Source organism: Salinicola halimionae, from assembly GCF_003206065.1.
Classification (GTDB): domain Bacteria; phylum Pseudomonadota; class Gammaproteobacteria; order Pseudomonadales; family Halomonadaceae; genus Salinicola; species Salinicola halimionae.
In genome coordinates this window covers 1,331,225-1,348,725 of the sequence record NZ_PZJQ01000004.1, presented here as the reverse complement: position 1 = coordinate 1,348,725, position 17,501 = coordinate 1,331,225, and the positions used below count along the sequence as shown (strand labels likewise).

General features: G+C 56.2%; 13 protein-coding genes. 5 read left to right on the top strand and 8 right to left on the bottom strand.

The window, feature by feature from the left end; genetic code table 11:
* Positions 1–176: 176 nt before the first annotated feature.
* The 8 genes from DOM27_RS11915 to DOM27_RS11880 all read right to left on the bottom strand — a co-directional run bounded on the left by DOM27_RS11915 (position 177) and on the right by DOM27_RS11880 (position 9,710).
* Positions 177–869, bottom strand: coding sequence for a response regulator transcription factor (locus DOM27_RS11915; protein ID WP_110656181.1), 693 nt, complete (start codon positions 867–869; stop codon positions 177–179).
* Between the two features lie 669 nt (positions 870–1,538).
* Positions 1,539–3,140, bottom strand: a complete 1,602-nt coding sequence (locus DOM27_RS11910) for a methyl-accepting chemotaxis protein (RefSeq protein ID WP_245392688.1) — start codon at positions 3,138–3,140, stop codon at positions 1,539–1,541.
* Between the two features lie 347 nt (positions 3,141–3,487).
* Positions 3,488–4,018 (bottom strand): methylated-DNA--[protein]-cysteine S-methyltransferase, encoded by a 531-nt coding sequence (locus tag DOM27_RS18220; RefSeq protein WP_110656179.1) that lies wholly within the window; start codon positions 4,016–4,018, stop codon positions 3,488–3,490.
* The gene (locus DOM27_RS11900; protein ID WP_110656178.1) at positions 4,015–5,382 is read right to left on the bottom strand and encodes an AlkA N-terminal domain-containing protein; all 1,368 of its coding nucleotides are present in this window, start codon (positions 5,380–5,382) and stop codon (positions 4,015–4,017) included. Before DOM27_RS11900 ends, DOM27_RS18220 begins: the two co-directional genes overlap by 4 nt.
* Positions 5,383–5,570: 188 nt before the next feature.
* Positions 5,571–7,706 carry a YjbH domain-containing protein gene (locus tag DOM27_RS11895; RefSeq protein ID WP_245392687.1) on the bottom strand — a complete coding sequence of 712 codons (2,136 nt, stop codon included), beginning with the start codon at positions 7,704–7,706 and terminating at the stop codon, positions 5,571–5,573.
* A gap of 9 nt (positions 7,707–7,715) precedes the next feature.
* On the bottom strand, positions 7,716–8,531 hold the full coding sequence (locus DOM27_RS11890; RefSeq protein WP_110656176.1) for a capsule biosynthesis GfcC family protein: 816 nt from the start codon (positions 8,529–8,531) through the stop codon (positions 7,716–7,718).
* Between the two features lie 247 nt (positions 8,532–8,778).
* Complete coding sequence (locus DOM27_RS11885; protein ID WP_245392717.1) at positions 8,779–9,414, bottom strand: YjbF family lipoprotein; 636 nt, start codon at positions 9,412–9,414, stop codon at positions 8,779–8,781.
* Between the two features lie 62 nt (positions 9,415–9,476).
* Positions 9,477–9,710, bottom strand: coding sequence for a hypothetical protein (locus DOM27_RS11880; protein WP_110656174.1), 234 nt, complete (start codon positions 9,708–9,710; stop codon positions 9,477–9,479).
* A gap of 1,236 nt (positions 9,711–10,946) precedes the next feature.
* On the opposite strand from DOM27_RS11880, the gene DOM27_RS11875 reads away from it, so the two are divergent.
* From DOM27_RS11875 to DOM27_RS11855, 5 genes are all read left to right on the top strand, one after another.
* Positions 10,947–12,122 carry a polysaccharide export protein gene (locus tag DOM27_RS11875; protein ID WP_110656464.1) on the top strand — a complete coding sequence of 392 codons (1,176 nt, stop codon included), beginning with the start codon at positions 10,947–10,949 and terminating at the stop codon, positions 12,120–12,122.
* Positions 12,122–12,562 (top strand): low molecular weight protein-tyrosine-phosphatase, encoded by a 441-nt coding sequence (locus DOM27_RS11870; RefSeq protein WP_342588616.1) that lies wholly within the window; start codon positions 12,122–12,124, stop codon positions 12,560–12,562. Before DOM27_RS11875 ends, DOM27_RS11870 begins: the two co-directional genes overlap by 1 nt.
* 33 nt (positions 12,563–12,595) lie before the next feature.
* The gene (locus DOM27_RS11865) at positions 12,596–14,800 is read left to right on the top strand and encodes a polysaccharide biosynthesis tyrosine autokinase (RefSeq protein ID WP_245392686.1); all 2,205 of its coding nucleotides are present in this window, start codon (positions 12,596–12,598) and stop codon (positions 14,798–14,800) included.
* 78 nt (positions 14,801–14,878) lie between these two features.
* Complete coding sequence (locus DOM27_RS11860; RefSeq protein WP_110656172.1) at positions 14,879–16,273, top strand: oligosaccharide flippase family protein; 1,395 nt, start codon at positions 14,879–14,881, stop codon at positions 16,271–16,273.
* 63 nt (positions 16,274–16,336) lie between these two features.
* A complete protein-coding gene (locus DOM27_RS11855; protein ID WP_110656171.1) occupies positions 16,337–17,497 on the top strand; it encodes a hypothetical protein in 1,161 nt (386 codons plus the stop codon).
* Positions 17,498–17,501: the final 4 nt, after the last annotated feature.

The window sequence follows — 17,501 nt, the reverse complement described above, 5'->3', positions numbered from 1 at the left end:
GTTTTCCCGCCAATCATGGCCGGCTGGGTGTGTGGTTATGTCGCATTCTGCGAAAGTCCAAAGAGGCGGGCGGTGAAGAGCTGACTCAGGCCTGACAGAAAGATATGACGAAACGCTGACACGCTAATGCATCGTGTAACACACGGAGTGAAACATTTGATAAAGGCGCCCATAAGTCAAGGCGGCGATAGCTGGACGTCGAGGCGATACCCATGCTGGTAGATGCTCTGGAGCTTGATGCCATGACGGCCATCCAGCTCCAGCTTTCGTCGCAGTCGGCTGATGTGAGTGTCGACCGTGCGTGTCGCGATGTCTCCTTTTTGACCCCAGACTATCTCCAGCAGATGAGCCCGTGAAAGCAGCTCTCCGGCGTGAGCGAAAAGCAGGCTGACAAGACGGTACTCTCTCTCCGTTAGCAGTATCAGCCTCCCGGCCAATGACACCTGGCGCTGACTCGCATGAAGTTCATACTCGCCGAGTCGGTGACGCTCACGGGGGGCGGGGGTGGTAATGCGACGCGCCAACGCGTTCACCCTTGCAACGAGTTCCCGCGGGCGCAGCGGTTTTCCCAGGAAGTCATCCGCACCCAGTGCCAGCGCCTTGACGACCGTTTCTTCCTCCTGGCTGGCCGTCACGAAAAGAACGGGTCCCTTCCAGCCATCGTGTAATCGGAGATGAGCCAGTACATCCATGCCGCTGGCGTCCGGCAGGTACCAATCGAGAATCATCATGTCGAACTGATATTGCTGCAGTCCACGACGGAATTCGCTGGCGCGGGAAAACATGCGCGCCCGATGGCCGGCCCCCTCGAGACAGATCTCGATGAAGGCCTGTTGATCCGGGTCGTCCTCCAGTACGCCGATGTGCATGGATGTCGTCATGAATCCTCTCAGCCGTCCAAATATCGATTCGCGCGTGGTCCAGTCTGCCATACCGTCACAACGTCTACAGCCTGGATTACGTGACTCGAAATATAGTCGACAAAAGACATGAGGAAATGATGAAAATGAGCGTGTTGGTAGGAGCTATTGTCGGTTTGCGGTTTGCTGATTGGTGGTCTATTGATTAGCAGGATGTTGACTACAGCATGGGGGTTATCGCCCAAGTGTGGCTGGCAGCGCTGCTGAACTGACGGCCAAAGGGAAGCCGCTACCGATTCGATTACGGGCCGATATTCGTGGTCTGTCTTTTCGATGACTGTCTTGACCTGAGACGCGAAGACATCATCCTCTATCCGTCGGGCGGGTAGCCCGAATTGAATTCTAGAGAGGCCTAGAGTCCGATGTCGCGCGTGCCAACGACATCCTTTCAGTCCAGGCGATTCTGAGGGTTACCTTCGGCCATTCTGTCTTTTTCGCACGCTGGTCGCAGACGGGCTACCCGCCAGCACACTTCTCTCGGTTGCCTTCCCGCTCTTCCAAAGGAGACTGGAAAGCTATATTGCCTCGTTTCGAAATTCTCTACAGTCGATCGTGGCGATGAATAATTCACAACTGGGTCGGGATATGGGGGTAATGATGTTGCTTATCGTCGTAGGCTCAGAAGGATTCCCATTCGATTTCCTGTGTGGCCCTGGGCGTGGTTTCGGTATTGGAACGTGGACTTGCTACCGGTAGCGCTGGTCTGGCGCTGGAGCTGGTTGGCGGAGTGGTCTGGCTGAGCTTGAAACTCGACAGCAGCTCGTCCAGCCGCAAGACCTGGTCGCGCATTTCCGACGCGGCGGCTCGCGACTGCTCGACCATCGACGCGTTGTGCTGGGTCATACTGTCGAGATCGGAGACGGCCGTGTTGACCTGGCCGATACCGATGCTCTGTTCTTTGGTGCCCGCGCTGATTTCGTTGATGACATCGTTGACGTGCTGGACGCTTTGGACGATTTGCTGCATCGCGCCCCCGGCTTGATCCACAAGTTCCGCGCCGTTGCGTGCGTGCGCCACTGAATTGTCAATCAGAGCGCGTATCTCGTTCGAGGCCTCGCTGGATCGGCTCGCCAGAATTCTGACTTCCTGGGCGACGACGGCGAAACCGCGACCATGCTCGCCGGCACGGGCCGCTTCCACCGAAGCGTTGAGGGCGAGAATATTGGTCTGGAAAGCGATGCTGTCGATCATCGTGATGATCTCGCTGATCCGTGTCGACGAATCGCGTATATCGCCCATTGTCGCTATCACCGACTGCATCGTGGTTTGGCCTGCCCGGGCATTGTCGACGGTGTCCTGCGTCAGCCGGGAGGCCTGTTGAGCCGAATCCGCTGTATTCTTGACCGTCGCGGAAATCTGCTCCATCGAGGCGGAAGTCTCCTGCAGATTCGACGCTGACTGCTCCGTACGTGAAGCGAGGTCGTCGCTGCTAGTGGCGATCTCCTTGGCGGCGACGCTGACTGACGCCGTGCTGTTACGAACGCCTTGCAGCAACTTGTCGATGCGCGCAATGAAAATGTCGAATTGGGTGGCAAGGTCGCCGATCTCATCACGTCGTCGGCTGGTGATCCGCGCGGTCAAGTCCCCGTCTCCCTCAGAGATTTCCTTGATACGGGCGGTTATTTGTCGAAGGGAACGGGACATTAGCAGTGGGCCGCCCAGCGCGAGAGAAATCGAAGCAATCATGACGATGATACCGAAACCGAGGATCACGGCTTCCTGTGCGTCGGCACGGGAGAGCGCGTCTGATTCCAGTTCGTCGATGGCATCTGCAACACTCTGCCCGGCAAGATCGTAGATAGTGCGAAGATTTTCGAAGGCGTTCAGAGAGCTTCCCTCGAGTTGAGTCCGGGCCGCTAGAGTATTGCCACTATCATGCAGCTGGAACGTCCGTCCGGAGGCCTCCAACCAACTCTGGTAGTTGCTACTGAAATCCTCAGTCGTTGCGGTTACGGCGGGATAGTCGACCATCAGCGATTGAAAGCGGGTGATGCGATCCAAGGCTTGTTTCGCATTTTCTTTGTAGTCGGACAGAGCCTGGGCGGCCCGCTCGGATCCTGGCGGGGCTTGAAGGTATTCAAGTTCGGCAACTCGGGACTGATAAAGATCGCGGTCTCCATTCAGAACCGCGCCTATCGCGACATTGAAGGTGCCGCCAAATTCCTGCATGCGATATTTGATCGATTCGATCAGACGATAGTCGGCGATGTAGACGACCATCAGTGCGAGAGGAATGAAGAGAAACGCTAGCGTATATTTAATGCGGATCTGTCGGAATGAACCAAGCATGATCGCTACCTCAATTTAGGTTGGTAGCTGAAAAGTAAGCGGATGACCTTGGTTAGTCGACTACGCTTCTTGCTTTGTTACTTTTGTTTACATTTTGGTTTTTTAGTCAACTTATTGGGGGATTAAACGCTAAAGATAAAGAGATAACGGCCGATAATCCTATCTTATAGAGACTTGCTTCAGTCTTTTTAGGGTCTTTTAAGTTTCGGCCGACAGGGTGACGAATGGCATTGCCCTGTCGGTGATTATTGGCCACTGATACAGGTAAAAGCACTCATTCATGATGAGCGCTGAAGTATGGATACCTCATGTTGGAGTAACCAGCGCTTTCTATCGAGCCCGCCAGCGTAACCGGTCAGTTTGCCGTTGCTCCCAATGACTCGGTGACAGGGAACGATCAGCGACAGGGGATTGCGTCCGTTCGCGGCGCCGACCGCTCTCACCGCGAGTGGTGTGCCGATGGCGACGGCGATTTCGCGATAGCTACGCGTCTGACCGAAGGGGATGGCTTGCAGCACCTGCCACACGCGAATCTGGAAGTCGGTTCCGCGTGGCGCGAGAGGTAAATCGAATACTGTCAGCTCAGCTCGAAAATACGCCTCCAGCTGCTCTGCGCAGCGCTCGGTAATGGCATTGGTTTGCTCGGCGACGTCGGTGCCGTTAGAAAACGCCAGCCAGGTCAGGCCGTGGTCGGTTGCGCGTATCACGATGGGGCCGAGCGGAGTCGATGCAGGCGGGTGATAAATATGCACGTAGTCGTCATGACGTGCCGGAAGCCGCGGATCATCGAAGGGCAAGAAGCGTTTCATAGGATCTGATTCCACAATTGTAGCGTGAGGTAGCTGCGCCAAGGCGAGGCGACAGCGGGGTCGATCGATGTCGTCAGTGCGGCGAGTGCGCGACGCACGCCGACATCGTTATCGAGCCAGATATCCGGATCTCCATGACCACGGAAAGCGACCACGTTGGCCGTCCAAGGGCCGATCCCCTTGAGCGAGAGCCATTGTTGGGGATCATTGTCGATCTCACCGCTGGCGTAGGCAGTCGCCAACCGGCGAACAGTCTCGCGGCGGCTACCGGGCAATTTCAGAAAGCTCAGATCGCTGGCGGCGATGGCTTCAGGAGTGGGGAAGCGCCGGCGCTTCTGATCGCCGCCTTCGCCGAGCTGATCGACCAACTGCTGGATTAGCCGGTTGGCGGCGGCAATCGAGATCTGCTGGCCCAGGACGGCGCGGACGCCGGCCTCGAACACGTCCCAGGATCCCGGCAAACGCAGCCCCTCGGCGAGCGCCAGATCGGGAACGCATTGCCTCAGGTGATCCTCGATGACTTGGGTATCGGCGTCCAGGTCCAGCATACGGCGGATCTGGCGAACGATCGCGTTGAGATCGCCAAGCTCGCTCAATTCCAGCGTCACGTCGAACTGATTGCGCGCGGGGTCGTGTACGGCCTCGAAGTGACCGGTCGTTGTCCCATAGCGGATCGTGCGGCCGATCGAGTGCTCGCCGATCCACTCCAGGCCCTCGATGACGTGAACCGCGTAGAAATGGCGTAACCGTTCCCATCGATAGGGTGGACGGTAGGCCAGTTTCAGGTTCAGGGCGGCACTCTGGCGACTGCGACGTCGCCGGATGTCAGTGGGTGTCAGCAACATCTGACGTTTGAAGGCATCGTTGAACCGCCGCAGGCTCGCAAATCCGCTGGCATGAGCGATATCGACGACCGGCAGCGCCGTTTCGTGAAGCAGTTTCTTGGCAAATAGGCACTGACGGTAAAGCGAGTAGGCTTTGGGCGACACGCCGAAGCGGCGTTGGAAAAGCTGGCGCAGATAGCGTTCACCGATACCCAGCCTCTTGCAGAGAGAGGAAATATCGCCATCCTGTAGCGCGCCGTCGTCGATCAGGCGTATTGCACGCGTTAGTGTGGTCCGGGTACCCAGCCAGGCGGGGGAATCCGGCGCGCTGTCCGGTCGGCAGCGCAGGCAAGGGCGATAGCCGGCGCTGGATGCGGCGACGGCCGATTCAAAGTAGCGCACGTGGCGCTCCTGCGGCAGTGTCGCCGGGCAGACGGGGCGACAGAAAATGCCTGTGGTACTGACGGCAATGAAGAAGCTGCCATCGAATCGGGCGTCACGGGCCAAACGTGCACTTCGGCACTGTTGAGGATCGAGCATGGTGGCGAGTCCTGGTCATCTCTCGGAGCCATTGTAACGCCTGTCCATGGATTGACTGGCCGGATCCGGCACTCAATGGTGTCGATCTGGGTATCGAACTTCAGCGATCCATCGGCCCAGAAGACAGCCAGAAAAACGACGCCTCGGAGGCGCCGTGGCAAAGCAAAACGTTCAGGCCATGAGACATGCTACTTCCAGAGCTGGTCGTAGTCGTCCCAGTAGTGGCCCATGTCGCGATCCTGAGTCAGCCCGTACAGCGTATAACGACGGGCGAGACGCGCGCCGCCATCCCGCGTCAACGGCTGCCAGGCGATGGTCGTGCTGCTACGGCTGGATTCGGAGAAGAAGGCATCGAACGGGATCGAGACGTAGAGTCCCTTATCGAAGCTGCCTTCACCGTAGTCATCGCCGGCATCCGTTAGTGTTGCCCAGGCGCCGATCCGAACGCCCGAATCGAACTGGCGAGACAGGTCGAACGTTGCACCGACATCCTGTGCCAGGTATCGACCTACGCTGACCTGAGCCAGCACGTCCTCGATACCGGTTTCGATATAGGCCGTGGCGTGTCCGGTCCAGGTGTCGTAGTCACGCATGTCGAAGCGCTGATCGAAATCGCGCTGTTTGACCCAATTGAGATCGACGCCGAACGCCACCGGGCTGTTGAACGGGCGGTAGAGCACTTCGCCGCCGGCGCCCGCATACATCATTTCGAGAAGGCCGCCATAGGCCATGCCGTACCAGTCCTGGCCAAAACGCATGGTGCGGGTGTATTGCAGATTGTAGATCCCGAGGCTGGTCTCCTCCAGATAGCGGTTGATATTGGTGCGCACACGCGGCAGCTGCGAGTTGGCAACGTATTCGTAGTCGTCGAAGTTATCGGCCAGATTCAGCGCTGCGCGACCGCTGAACCAGCCGTTCGGATCCGTGCGGTACTCGGCATCCAGCTTGGCGTAGAGCTGATAGAGATAACCGTCTGGGCCGCCCAGGTTCTGGTTTAGACCGGGTGACAGGCTCCAGGTGAACTGGTCCAGATTACTCTGATAGAGCACGTCGCCGCTGGGCGGGATGTCGCTCGGCTGGGTTAGTGCCGACGCATACAGTCCGTAATGATATTGCTGATCGTGGGCGGCGGAGCTGGCGGCGTTGAGATAGGCTTGGCGATCGTGGACATCGTCGCGCAAGCTCATGCCGACGCTTTGCCAACGGTAGCGGTAGGTTCCGATATTTTCCGCCGTGTGATTGTTGAGGATGCGATTGGCGCGATCCTCGCTTTCCAGCATCGAACGGTATTTGGTCGCTTCCGCCTCGACGATCAGTTCGTCGTCATCACGGGTGATACGCCGTACGCGCATGCCGGCATTGTCCTGCAGATCCGCCGTGACCTTATCCCAGTCTCGCGTGGTGTGACGAGGTGCAGCCTGTAGCGTGGCGGGTAACGGGTCGTTCGTCTTGGGTTGTGAGACGCCGGCGAGATTCCCTCGGAAGGTAATCCCGAACATGGCTGTATTGCCGCGCTCCCAGCCGGCGCTCAGAGAAATGTTGTCATTGAGCGCCAGTCGAGCTCCCAAATTAACCGGGGAGTCTTGCGAGATAGGGCTATCGAACGGTTCGCTGCGGTAGGCGTTACCATCGTACTCGAGCTGCAGCGTGAGCGGACTCCATGGGGTCTGATACTCGACGCCGCCGAACAGGCCCATGTCGCCACTGAACAGATTGCCAAACTCGAAATCACCCGCTTCTTCCGGATTTTCACTGGAACGTTCATCGAAACGGTCCGATAGGGCAGATAAGGGATTGTCGATACCCCCTCCAGCCCCCAGGTAACCCCAGCCCAATCCGAGGGAGAAGTCGAAGTTGTACCAGCGCTTGCTGGCGACCAAATATTCGCTACCGAACAGACCGGTACCGCCGAAGTCGCGAAATCCCAACGCCACGGCGGGGGAGTCGCGATCTTCCTTCAATAGCCGCAATTTGAAGTCTATGCCTTTATCCAGATAAGAACGCCCGGGGTCGCTGGAGGCGGGGTAATCCTGGTTAGTGATCGCCGTATAACGAAAGCCTGCTTCCAACCAGTCCATGGGTTGAAAGCTGATGTTGTAGCGAAGATAAGGTGATACATGGCTGTGATTGAGAGAAATGTCTCCCAGCGGCGCCATGCGTGCTGTCGGGGTCTGCATCAACCCGATGCCGCCGAAATCGGTTCGAGCCTGCCCCAGTTCCGCATGGGCGATCGGCGAGTAAGCTATCAACATCGGGAGCGAGACGCCCATCGCCGGCGTGAGAAAGCGCAGCAGGGTCCAGCGGCGATCTGCAAGTGTCGTCATGAGCATGGCTTACTGATAAAGATTGGCGGGATCGACCGTGATGCAGTCATCACCGGGCAAACGGGTGGATAGAAACTGGGGAAGTGCCATATCAACCCATTGCGCTCCGACCGATTCCAGCGGCAAGGCGATAATCGCGCGGATGCCGGGTACCAGTGGTGCTTGATCATGATTCCAGGCGGCGATACCCAACTTGCGTATTTCTCCCTGAGGGGTCACCAGTTGCAAAGTATCGGCGCGCGCGTAGGCATCCTTGGGGAGCTGATCCATCAGCGTGTCCGTGGTCATTCCCGGTTGCCATGCCAGGCGTTTGACGCCCAGCGGGGTCCACGCTTCGACCCAGTCAGGGGTGCTGCACCAACCCAGTTCGTCGACGTCTTCGATACGCGGCACCTGACGCAGATGCGCCATTAACCAGGTAGGATCAACCCGGCCGGGCACTCGGCCCTTGTTCAGCTTGTTCAGGGCTTCTCTCCAGGACTCGAGCCCGTCACCAATCGCCGGCGCATTCAACAATCGAGCTTGCATGGCGAGTCCGTCGAGCTCTGTTTCCAACCGTCGTTGACGTTGCCGACCCTCTGCTGCCAATGCGTCGCGCACCACAAAGGCGCGTGACCAGTTCACGGGGGCTTCGCGTTCCACTGTGAGCCAGGCATCGAGGAGAGAAGGAGATTGCGACGGCGGTTGATGTCCTTCGATATCAATGGTGAAGGTCGATGTTGGCTCGGTGTCATCCTGAGCTTCAGCCGTACTGACCAGACCCCACAGTGCGATCGCGAGTATCCAGCGAGCGGTCTGTGGCAGCCGGTTATGGGGGGTTACCATGTGTCGATCTCATCCTTGATTGGCTTCACGGAGATCCCTGTCTCGTCACGCATTTCGTCCAACCTTTACCCAGTCGGAACGCTTTCCGGCTAAAGACCTGTTCGGCTAAGCTCATCCGCTCACTTTTCGTGTTGCGATACGTCGGGCGATCTTGTTCGGTTTTCGTCTCGTTCGATGCCCATCTCACAACTGTGACCTTGGGCAATCCGCACGCTGTCCGGGCTATTCGTTATGGGCGTGCAGTTAGTCACCACGGACGCGCCACTTTCCAGTCGAATGTTGGTGCATCAGGCCACGGCTGAGTTTCAACGGCCCATAGACGCCCATCCCCCGGAGCCCGCCATAGCGTGCTCTGCGTGACGTCGCCGGTATCCCAGTCGAGCGTCTCGTGGCAGGTTTGCAGTGCGCGAGAGGTTAACGGCAGTTCGGTGTTCGAGGTGCTGGCTTCGCACCTCAGCGTGGCGTCTGCCTGTCCACGATGCGCGTAGCCTTCCGACGTTCGCCACTCGCGAGTGATGCGGTAGGAGACCGACGATGACGCCTGACGCCAGGGGAGCCTGTCGAGGTCATTGCCGTCCCTGTCGGTAATCCGGGTATCTATCAAGTTTTGTTCCAGGCCAGCGCTGCTGTGCAGATAGCCATCCTTCAAAGCGATCGTCGCTTCATCGCGGAACTGCCAATAGGTCATGTCCTCTGCCTGACTCGCCAGAATGACCAATCCGCCGAAGCCTGCGACGTGGAAATCCAATGATGCGTAGGAAATCGACTCCGCTCGAGCAGATGTATCGTCGCCGGAAAACCCAGGGACGACGTCCAGAGGCGATTGTCCACTGCCGATCGAGCACCCGGAAAGGGCAAGACTCGCGGCGGTTAGGCCGAACATGGGGAAACAAAAGAAGACCGCCCGAGGGCGGCCTTCCAAGCGGAAATGACGTGCTGCTGTCATTACCGGGTCCCGGTCGTACCGGTGGTACCGGTCGTTCCGGTAGTACCATCACTACCACCTGCAGCAGCCAGTGCGCCGACCGACGACGCTGCAGCGCTTGTGCCGGCAGCCGAAGCTGTCGACGCGCTAGCAGCGGTACCGGCACCGGCGGCACTGCCCGTTGCAACTTCCTGGGCGGCGGCGAGAGAAGAGACAGCCATTAAAGCGACTGCCATGATGGCTAGCTTCTTCATAAGTACCTCCTGAATTGTTGGTTAAACCAACGAGTGTGGTCCGAAGACCACCTTTATTCTTACCAATATTAGACGATGGGGCAATTATAACTTGTGATTTATCTCGTATCTAGCGAATAAAGGCAATGTGTCAGGAATGAGTCGCCGGCTTCCTGGGTGCGCTTGTGTATCACCCTGCACTGATAAGCAACAAGTAAAATTAGCTTTGTTCATACTGGTGCAAATTTTTGATGGCGATGCAAGAAAACTTAAATGTGTCTTTATGAAACAATGCGTTAGTATATGGTTTCGCCAAAAATTAATTTGTCTATAATCGGCGACATGCCTTATTCGTAAGTCTAAGGAAAAGCGCTATCCAGCTCGCTGATCCAGGTTCTGTGTCTATTGTGTAGCGTAGATTTTTTCCGCGTTTTGCCTACAGGACATGCGGTTTCGGACCAAAAAGTCCGTAAGTTTATGAAAAATATGCCGTGGATATGGGGTTGTGGAAATGTGTTTCTAAAAGTAAATAGTGTTATTTTGTTGTTTTTTAATGAGCATGTATGTGTTTTCCAATCTGTTTTTTCATTTTTCGTGTCGCGAAATCGTCACACCTTGGCGCTATCAGTAATACGTCTAGATGGTGTGAAAACATCAAAGCCTTGGTTTTTGCACAGTTCCTTATGTGGTTTTGTATCCACATAGTAATCTTATTGTGTTTTTTTATAAACTTGGCACGAAATTGGCATTGGTTGCTTTGTAGGCAGGCTGAGACAAGGATTGGTCTCACTCAAATTTAGTGCGCTTTGCGTCGGTCAGTCGTTAGTAGTGTTACGTTCGATTTTTAGTATTCGATAAAATTTGATTAGCAAGGAAGCCAGCAGGTCAGAGACATTTTGATGTCATGTTGGTTTGTTTGAATCAAGTTTGTGCATGAATGATGAAAGTGGCTTCGGGGAATGCCGTTATTACCTTGGGGCGGTAGCGTGTTTAAAATTTATTAGATAATTTTCATTGTCTTTGATGCGTCATCCTCTGTGGCAAGACATGTTTGGCTGCGAAGTGGCTGCCAACATTTTCTTGGCAAAGGATGTATGGCAAGAAGGGCTTCAGCTGTTGTTGGCATTCAGGGCGCGGCCGGGACGAGATCGGCGAGAACGAGAGCGTCAACCAGAAGTCCAGAAACCAGAGCGACTGAAACCAAAGCAATAGGGACGAGAGCTACATGGACGAAAGAAAGGGTGGTCAGCGGGGATGATGAAATTACGCAGAGGCTGGTGGTGTTTTCCAATTCTGTCGTTGTCTATAGCCGTTGCGGTGTCGGGCTGTGCCTTCGCACCCGGTGGGCATATCGATTACGACACTGACTCTGCGCCTGTCGATGATCTGGTCGATGTAGAGCCGATCACGCTGGGTCTGGTGCGGACACAGCAGGCGGCTTCTGGCCAGGCTGGGGATGCTGGCGTTGATGGCAGTGGAGAAACGGCGCTGGCCCGAGCGGTTGCCAACCCGCAGCGCCAAGCATCCAGCGATCCTTACGAGTATCACATCGGTATCGGCGATGTGCTGTCGATCATCGTCTACGACCACCCCGAACTGACTATTCCTGCAGGTAGTGAGCGTCCTACCGAGGATACGGGCAATACCGTCTATAGCGACGGCACTATTTTCTATCCTTATGTCGGTCGTATCCAGGTTGCGAGTCGAACGATCGAAGACGTTCGATCCCAGTTGCAGAGCCGCCTGGCGACCTATGTCACGGAGCCGCAGGTCGATGTCAAAGTCGTTGGTTTCAATTCTCAAAAAGCCTACGTCACCGGGCAGGTAGAACGCCCGGGGGTGATGCCGATTACAAATGTACCGATGACGATCCTTGACGCCATCAACCTCGTCGGCGGTCTCAATGGGGATGCCAATTGGCATGATGTCGTGCTTTCCCGCGGAGACACTGAAACTCACATCGATGTCTATTCGATGCTGCAGAGCGGGGACATGCGTCAGAATCAGCTGCTCGAAAACGGCGATGTTCTGCATATCCCCGATATCGGCAATCAGAAGGTCTTCGTCATGGGTGAGGTGATGGATCCCGTCACGCTGCCGATGGGCAATTCGCGGTTGTCACTGACGGACGCCCTGTCGGAGGCCGGGGGCATGGACGAAGCTCAGGCCGATGCCAAAGGCATTTTCGTCATCCGTCAGGCTGCGCCGGATACCGGCAAGCTTGCCACTGTTTACCAACTGGATGCGCGCAACGCCACGTCACTGGTCCTCGGGGCGCAGTTCATGCTCCAGCCGACCGACATTGTGTACGTCACCGCCGCACCGCTCAGCCGCTGGAACCGTGTCGTCAATCAGCTGACGCCAACGATAAGCTCGGTCTACCAGGTGACGCGTGCTACGCGTGACTTCGATGAACTGCGCGACGGCAACTGATGATGTTCGATCGAATACTGGTGTTGTGTACCGGCAATATCTGCCGCAGCCCGGTGGCGGCAGCGCTGCTCACGCAGCGCTTTCCGGACAAACAGGTGTCTTCCGCCGGGTTGGGGGCATTGGTCGGGGAGGGTGCCGAGCCGACCGCGCGGCGGCTGGCCGACGCCGATGGACTGGATCTCTCTTCGCATGTGGCACGTCAGGTCGACGAAGCGATGCTGCAGTCGGCCGACTTGATCCTGGTGATGTCGGATGGCCAACGTCGGTCCGTGGCCGAGCGCTATCCCGCCGCGACCGGCAAGACGATGCTGTTCACACGATGGATCGAAGAAAACGAAGTGCCCGACCCCTACCGCAAAAGCCAGAGCGCGTTTGAACACGTTCATCAACTGCTGGTGAAAGCTGCGGATGCCTGGGTCGACAAGATGCCCGGTCGTTAATAAGGACGTGCTGAAAGGATGCAAAACGCCCACATGAACACAAGCAATACACCGACGACATCGGCAGCCCGCAACCACGAAGAGATCGACATTCGTCGGTTGCTGGGGATCTTGCTGGACCACAAGAAATGGGTGCTGGCGAGTGTTTTCGGTTTCGCGCTGATCGGCTTCGTATACGGCAGTCTGGCGACACCTATCTATCAGGCCGATGCTCTGGTGCAAATCGAGAATTCTGGCCAGGGCAACAATCCGCTTCAAGAGGTTTCCAGTCTGCTTGGACAGAAGCCACCAACGCTCTCCGAGATCGAGATCATTCGCTCGCGGATGGTGCTGGGTCAGGCGGTCAGTCTGCTCAACCTTGATGTCAACGTGGCGCCGGTTACGATGCCCGTCATCGGTACCTTCCTTCAGCGACAGAGTGTCGGTAGGCCCGGCTTTGCCGATGGCTGGGGATATGCGTTCAGCGACGAGAGCGTCGCGGTCAGTGAGATGCCTGTCTCTGATGACTACCTCGGCAAGACGTTTACGCTCAAGGTGCAGGATAGCTACACATATAAACTGTTCGATGGCGATGGCAGCGAGTTGGGAACCGGCGAGGTCGGGCAGTTGAGCACTTTCCTCGATGGCAATGTCTCGATGCGTGTGACGTCGATCCAGGCGGCCAGCGGTGCCGAGTTCACGATCCAGCATATTTCCCGACTGGCGGCGATCAACGGTCTGAAAGGTCGCTTTAACGTTGGCGAAGCAGGCAGCGAAACGGGCATTCTGCGATGGAGTCTCACCGGGCCGGATCCTGACGCCACCGAAAAGGCGCTCAACACCATTGCTGATATCTATTACTCGCAGAACGTTCAGCGTCAGTCGGAAGAGGCACGCAAGAGCCTGGACTTCCTCAATACCCAGGTGCCGGAGATTCGCGCTCAGCTCAATCAGTCCGAAGAGAAGCTCAACGCCTATCGTGAGTCCAAGGATAGTGTCGACCTGTCGCTGGAAACGAAATCCGTTCTCGAGCGTATCGTCAATCTGGAATCTCAGCTGAACGAGCTGGAGATGAACGAAGCTGAAATCTCCCAGCGCTTTACCAAGAGTCATCCTACTTATCAGGCGCTACTCGAGAAGAAGGCGCAGCTTCAGCGTGAGCGCGACAATCTCGACAAGCAGGTCAAGGGCTTGCCGGAGACGCAACAGGAAATCCTGCGGTTGCAGCGTGATGTCCAGGTCACCAACGAGATTTACGTCCAACTGCTGAACAAGGTTCAGGAAACCAAGATTTCCGAGGCGAGCACGGTGGGTAATGTGCGCGTTCTCGACACGGCTGAAGTGTTGTCCGCGCCGGTGGCGCCCAACAAGCCGCTACTGATTGCCGTTGCCATCATCCTGGGTTTGGTCGTTGGCGTCGCCGGGGTCTTCCTGCGTGCACTGTTCAACCGGGGTATCGAGACACAGGAGCAGATCGAGGAATTGGGGCTGCCGGTCTACGCCACGATTCCGCTATCCGATGAGCAGAGCAAATTGAACCGCCGCGTCAAACGCTCGGATAAGGATCAGAGCCGTAGTGTGCTCGCAGGCCTGCTGGCGTCCCGCAATCCGGCGGATATGTCAGTCGAGGCATTACGGGGTCTACGCACCAGCCTGCATTTCGCCATGCTCGAGGCCAAGGATAATCGGCTGATGATCACCGGACCGAGCCCCGGCGTCGGCAAGAGCTTCGTCAGCATCAATCTGGCAGCAGTGTGTGCCCAGGCCGGTCAACGCGTACTGGTCGTCGATGCCGACATGCGCAAGGGCCAGGTTCATAGCGTCTTCGGTGCGCCTTCGGAAAACGGGCTCAGCGATGTGTTGTCCGGCAAATTACCGCTGGATCAGGTCATTCGCGATGTCGATGGCGTCGACAACCTGCAGTACGTATCGCGTGGCATGGCGCCACCCAACCCCTCCGAATTGCTGATGGGCTCGCGCTTCAGCGAGTTTTTGGCCGCTGTCAGCGAGCGCTTTGATCTGGTGATCGTGGACTCGCCGCCGGTCCTCGCGGTTACTGATGCTGCGATCATTGGCGACCAGGTTGGCACGACTCTGATACTGGCGCGATTCCAGCTCAATCCGCCCAAGGAGCTGGAATTGGCGATCAATCGCTTGAAAACGGCGGGTGTGGAGCCTCGTGGGGCAATCCTCAATGCAGTGGAGCGCAAAGCCGCCACTGAATACGGGTACGGTTACTACCATTACAGCTACAAGTGACGTGATGCCATCTGCTCAGAAGCCGTGTCGCTGCGGCGTGAATCGTCGTTTCAAAAGCGATTGCGAGGTCGATAACGCATGAATCAAACGTCGATGGCAGCCTTGCCACGCCGACTTGCCTCGCATTTCCGCGGAGAGTTGTTCGCCTCCCTATGCCGTACCTTCGCCGCACGTGGAGTCGCGGCACTGGGGACGATTTTCCTTGGTGTCGTGCTGGGCCGTCTGTACGGAGCTCAGGGTGTCGGGGTTTTCGCTCTCGCGCAGAGTGTGATTTTCGGTGCAGGTATCATTGCATGTTACGGGCTCAACGGCTCTCTGATGCGCTACATCAGCCAAGACAACGATAGCCCCAACATCCTGTGCTATCTGCGCTGGGCGCTGTTGAGAGCCGGAGCCCTGAGTCTACTGTTTGGCGCGGTGATTGGCGTATTTCACCAAGGCATCGCCAACGCGTTTGATTCTCCAGATTTATCGACATTGCTGATCAGCATCGCGGTGGCGGTGCCCGCGTTCACGCTGTCTTTTGTGCTGGCCGGATTTCTCAAGGGCGTCAATATGCCGGCGAGAGCCAGTCTTCAGGAAAATGGCTCGATTTCGTTGCTGGCGGCCATCTGCATCCTGGTTGTAGTGTTCATTGGAGATGCGCGATCTCTGCCCCAGGCAGGTTGGGCATTCTGCGCGGCTGCATGGGTCGTCTTTACTCAGGGTGCATTACAGACCGCGCTATGGCTGTATCGGAAACCTCAGGTGCGCCGAGCCCAAGGCCCCGATCTGGAGACCCTTTCGACACGAAGTGACTTTTTTGCCACGGCACAGAGTTTCATCGTTCTGAATTTGTCGATGTTTCTTCAGCAGGTGGTCGCCATGTTGATCGCGGGGGTATTGCTCAGCCATGGCGATCTCGGGCTCTTCAAGTCAGCCGAACGGGTCGGAATGATCATCAGCTTTATATTGCTGGTCATCAATGCTGTTTTTCCGCCGCGCTTCGCCAGATTATTTCATCAAAACAAGCACGCCGAGCTGAGTCGCCTTGCGCGCCAGAGCTCACTGGTGGCGGCTACCATGGCGATGCCGCTCGCTATCATCTGCTTTGTATTTCCTGAGTGGGTATTGAGTTGGTTCGGCGAAGAGTTTCGCCATGCAGCCAATCTGCTTCGCATCATTGTGATCGGACACCTGGTGAATGTCATGTTCGGTTCCGTTGGCTTTCTACTGACCATGACTGGGCGCGAGAAGATCATGCGTAACATTTCCCTGATCTGTAGTGCACTCGGATTGCTTGCATTCCTGGTGCTCATACCGATGCTAGGGGCCATCGGGGCAGCGATTTCGCTGGCCATGGTCTTGATGTTGCAAAACCTCGTGGCCGCAATGTTCGTATGGCGACGGATGGGAATCGTCATGCTTCCGGTTCGTTTGGGTTTAAACCGTTCTTCCAAGGCTGACGAAACCGATTCTTCTGGGCCTAGATAGTTCTTTATGCGCAGATGGCCGACCGTACGAAAGCGCCAAATTGGCTAACGGAATAGCGCTGATATGCTGGTAATCAATACCAAACGAATGTTGGTGGCGGCACCTGTCATTTTTGCCGTTGCACTGCCGAAATCGGGTGTCGCTTTGGGTGGCATTCCGCTGAACACCATCTATCTGCTGATCGTGGCGACTTTTCCCATTCTCTTTATCAAAGGGATGCTGGGAACGGGCCAGCTCGCACGGCAAGATCGCTACTCCATCTACATCTGGATGATGGCGCCTTTCTGGGCGCTATTCATTGCAGTTACCACGCTCAATGGAATCGACAGTGTCGGCATGTATTTCGGTTATGTCATGGCTTTGGTTGTCGTGCCGATTTTTTTCTACGTATGGTCAAAGCAGCTACCTGCTGACAGTATCCAATATCTGTTGGGCTGTTTGCGAAACTGTATTCGTTTCGCGGTGGCTTTTGGTCTTTTCCTTTTTGTTTTGAAGATCGCCACAGGTCAGTATTTTTCGATACCGGCACTCACCACAACCTTTGGCGCCGAGAAGACGCTGGAATCCAGGATGAACGACCGGGGTGGGATCTTTAAGTTATTTTCCACTTATAACAACGGCAATATCTATGCGGTATGCATGATCATGCTGGTTCCGATCTATACGGTAATCGAGAAAAACCGTCTCTGGGTTGTGGCGCTGATGCTGTCGATCATGCTGACGTTATCGCGTACGGCTTGGGCGTTGCTGCTGATCTACTGCGTGTTCGAGTATTTGGTATTCAACAAGGCGATTTCGGTCAAAAAGTTGATCCTGATTTGCTTTGCTCTGTGCCTTGTCGTGCCGGGTATCGTGGGGTTGCTGGGCATGATGGGAAAGGATATGACTTTCCTGTTCGATAGCAACCTTGGCGGGCGCGCCGCTTATCTCGATTATTTCTTTGACGCCGGCTTCATTTCCAGTACTCCGCTGTATTGGTCCTATGAAATTCCTTATGTGTCGATTGCCGAGTTCATGGGGCTGATCGGGCTCGTTCCCTTTCTCATGTTCTTCTCCAATATCGTCATCGCGCGAAGCTTGTTCGACGTAACGCGCCCGGTCAGTCGGGCGGCGTGTATTGGCTGTGTGATGTACGGAGTCGCCACGTTTTCCGATGCGGCACTGGTGCTCGTTCCGACCTTCATTATCTATTCCCTGTTGGTAATGCTCTCTTTCAGCGAGTGATCTC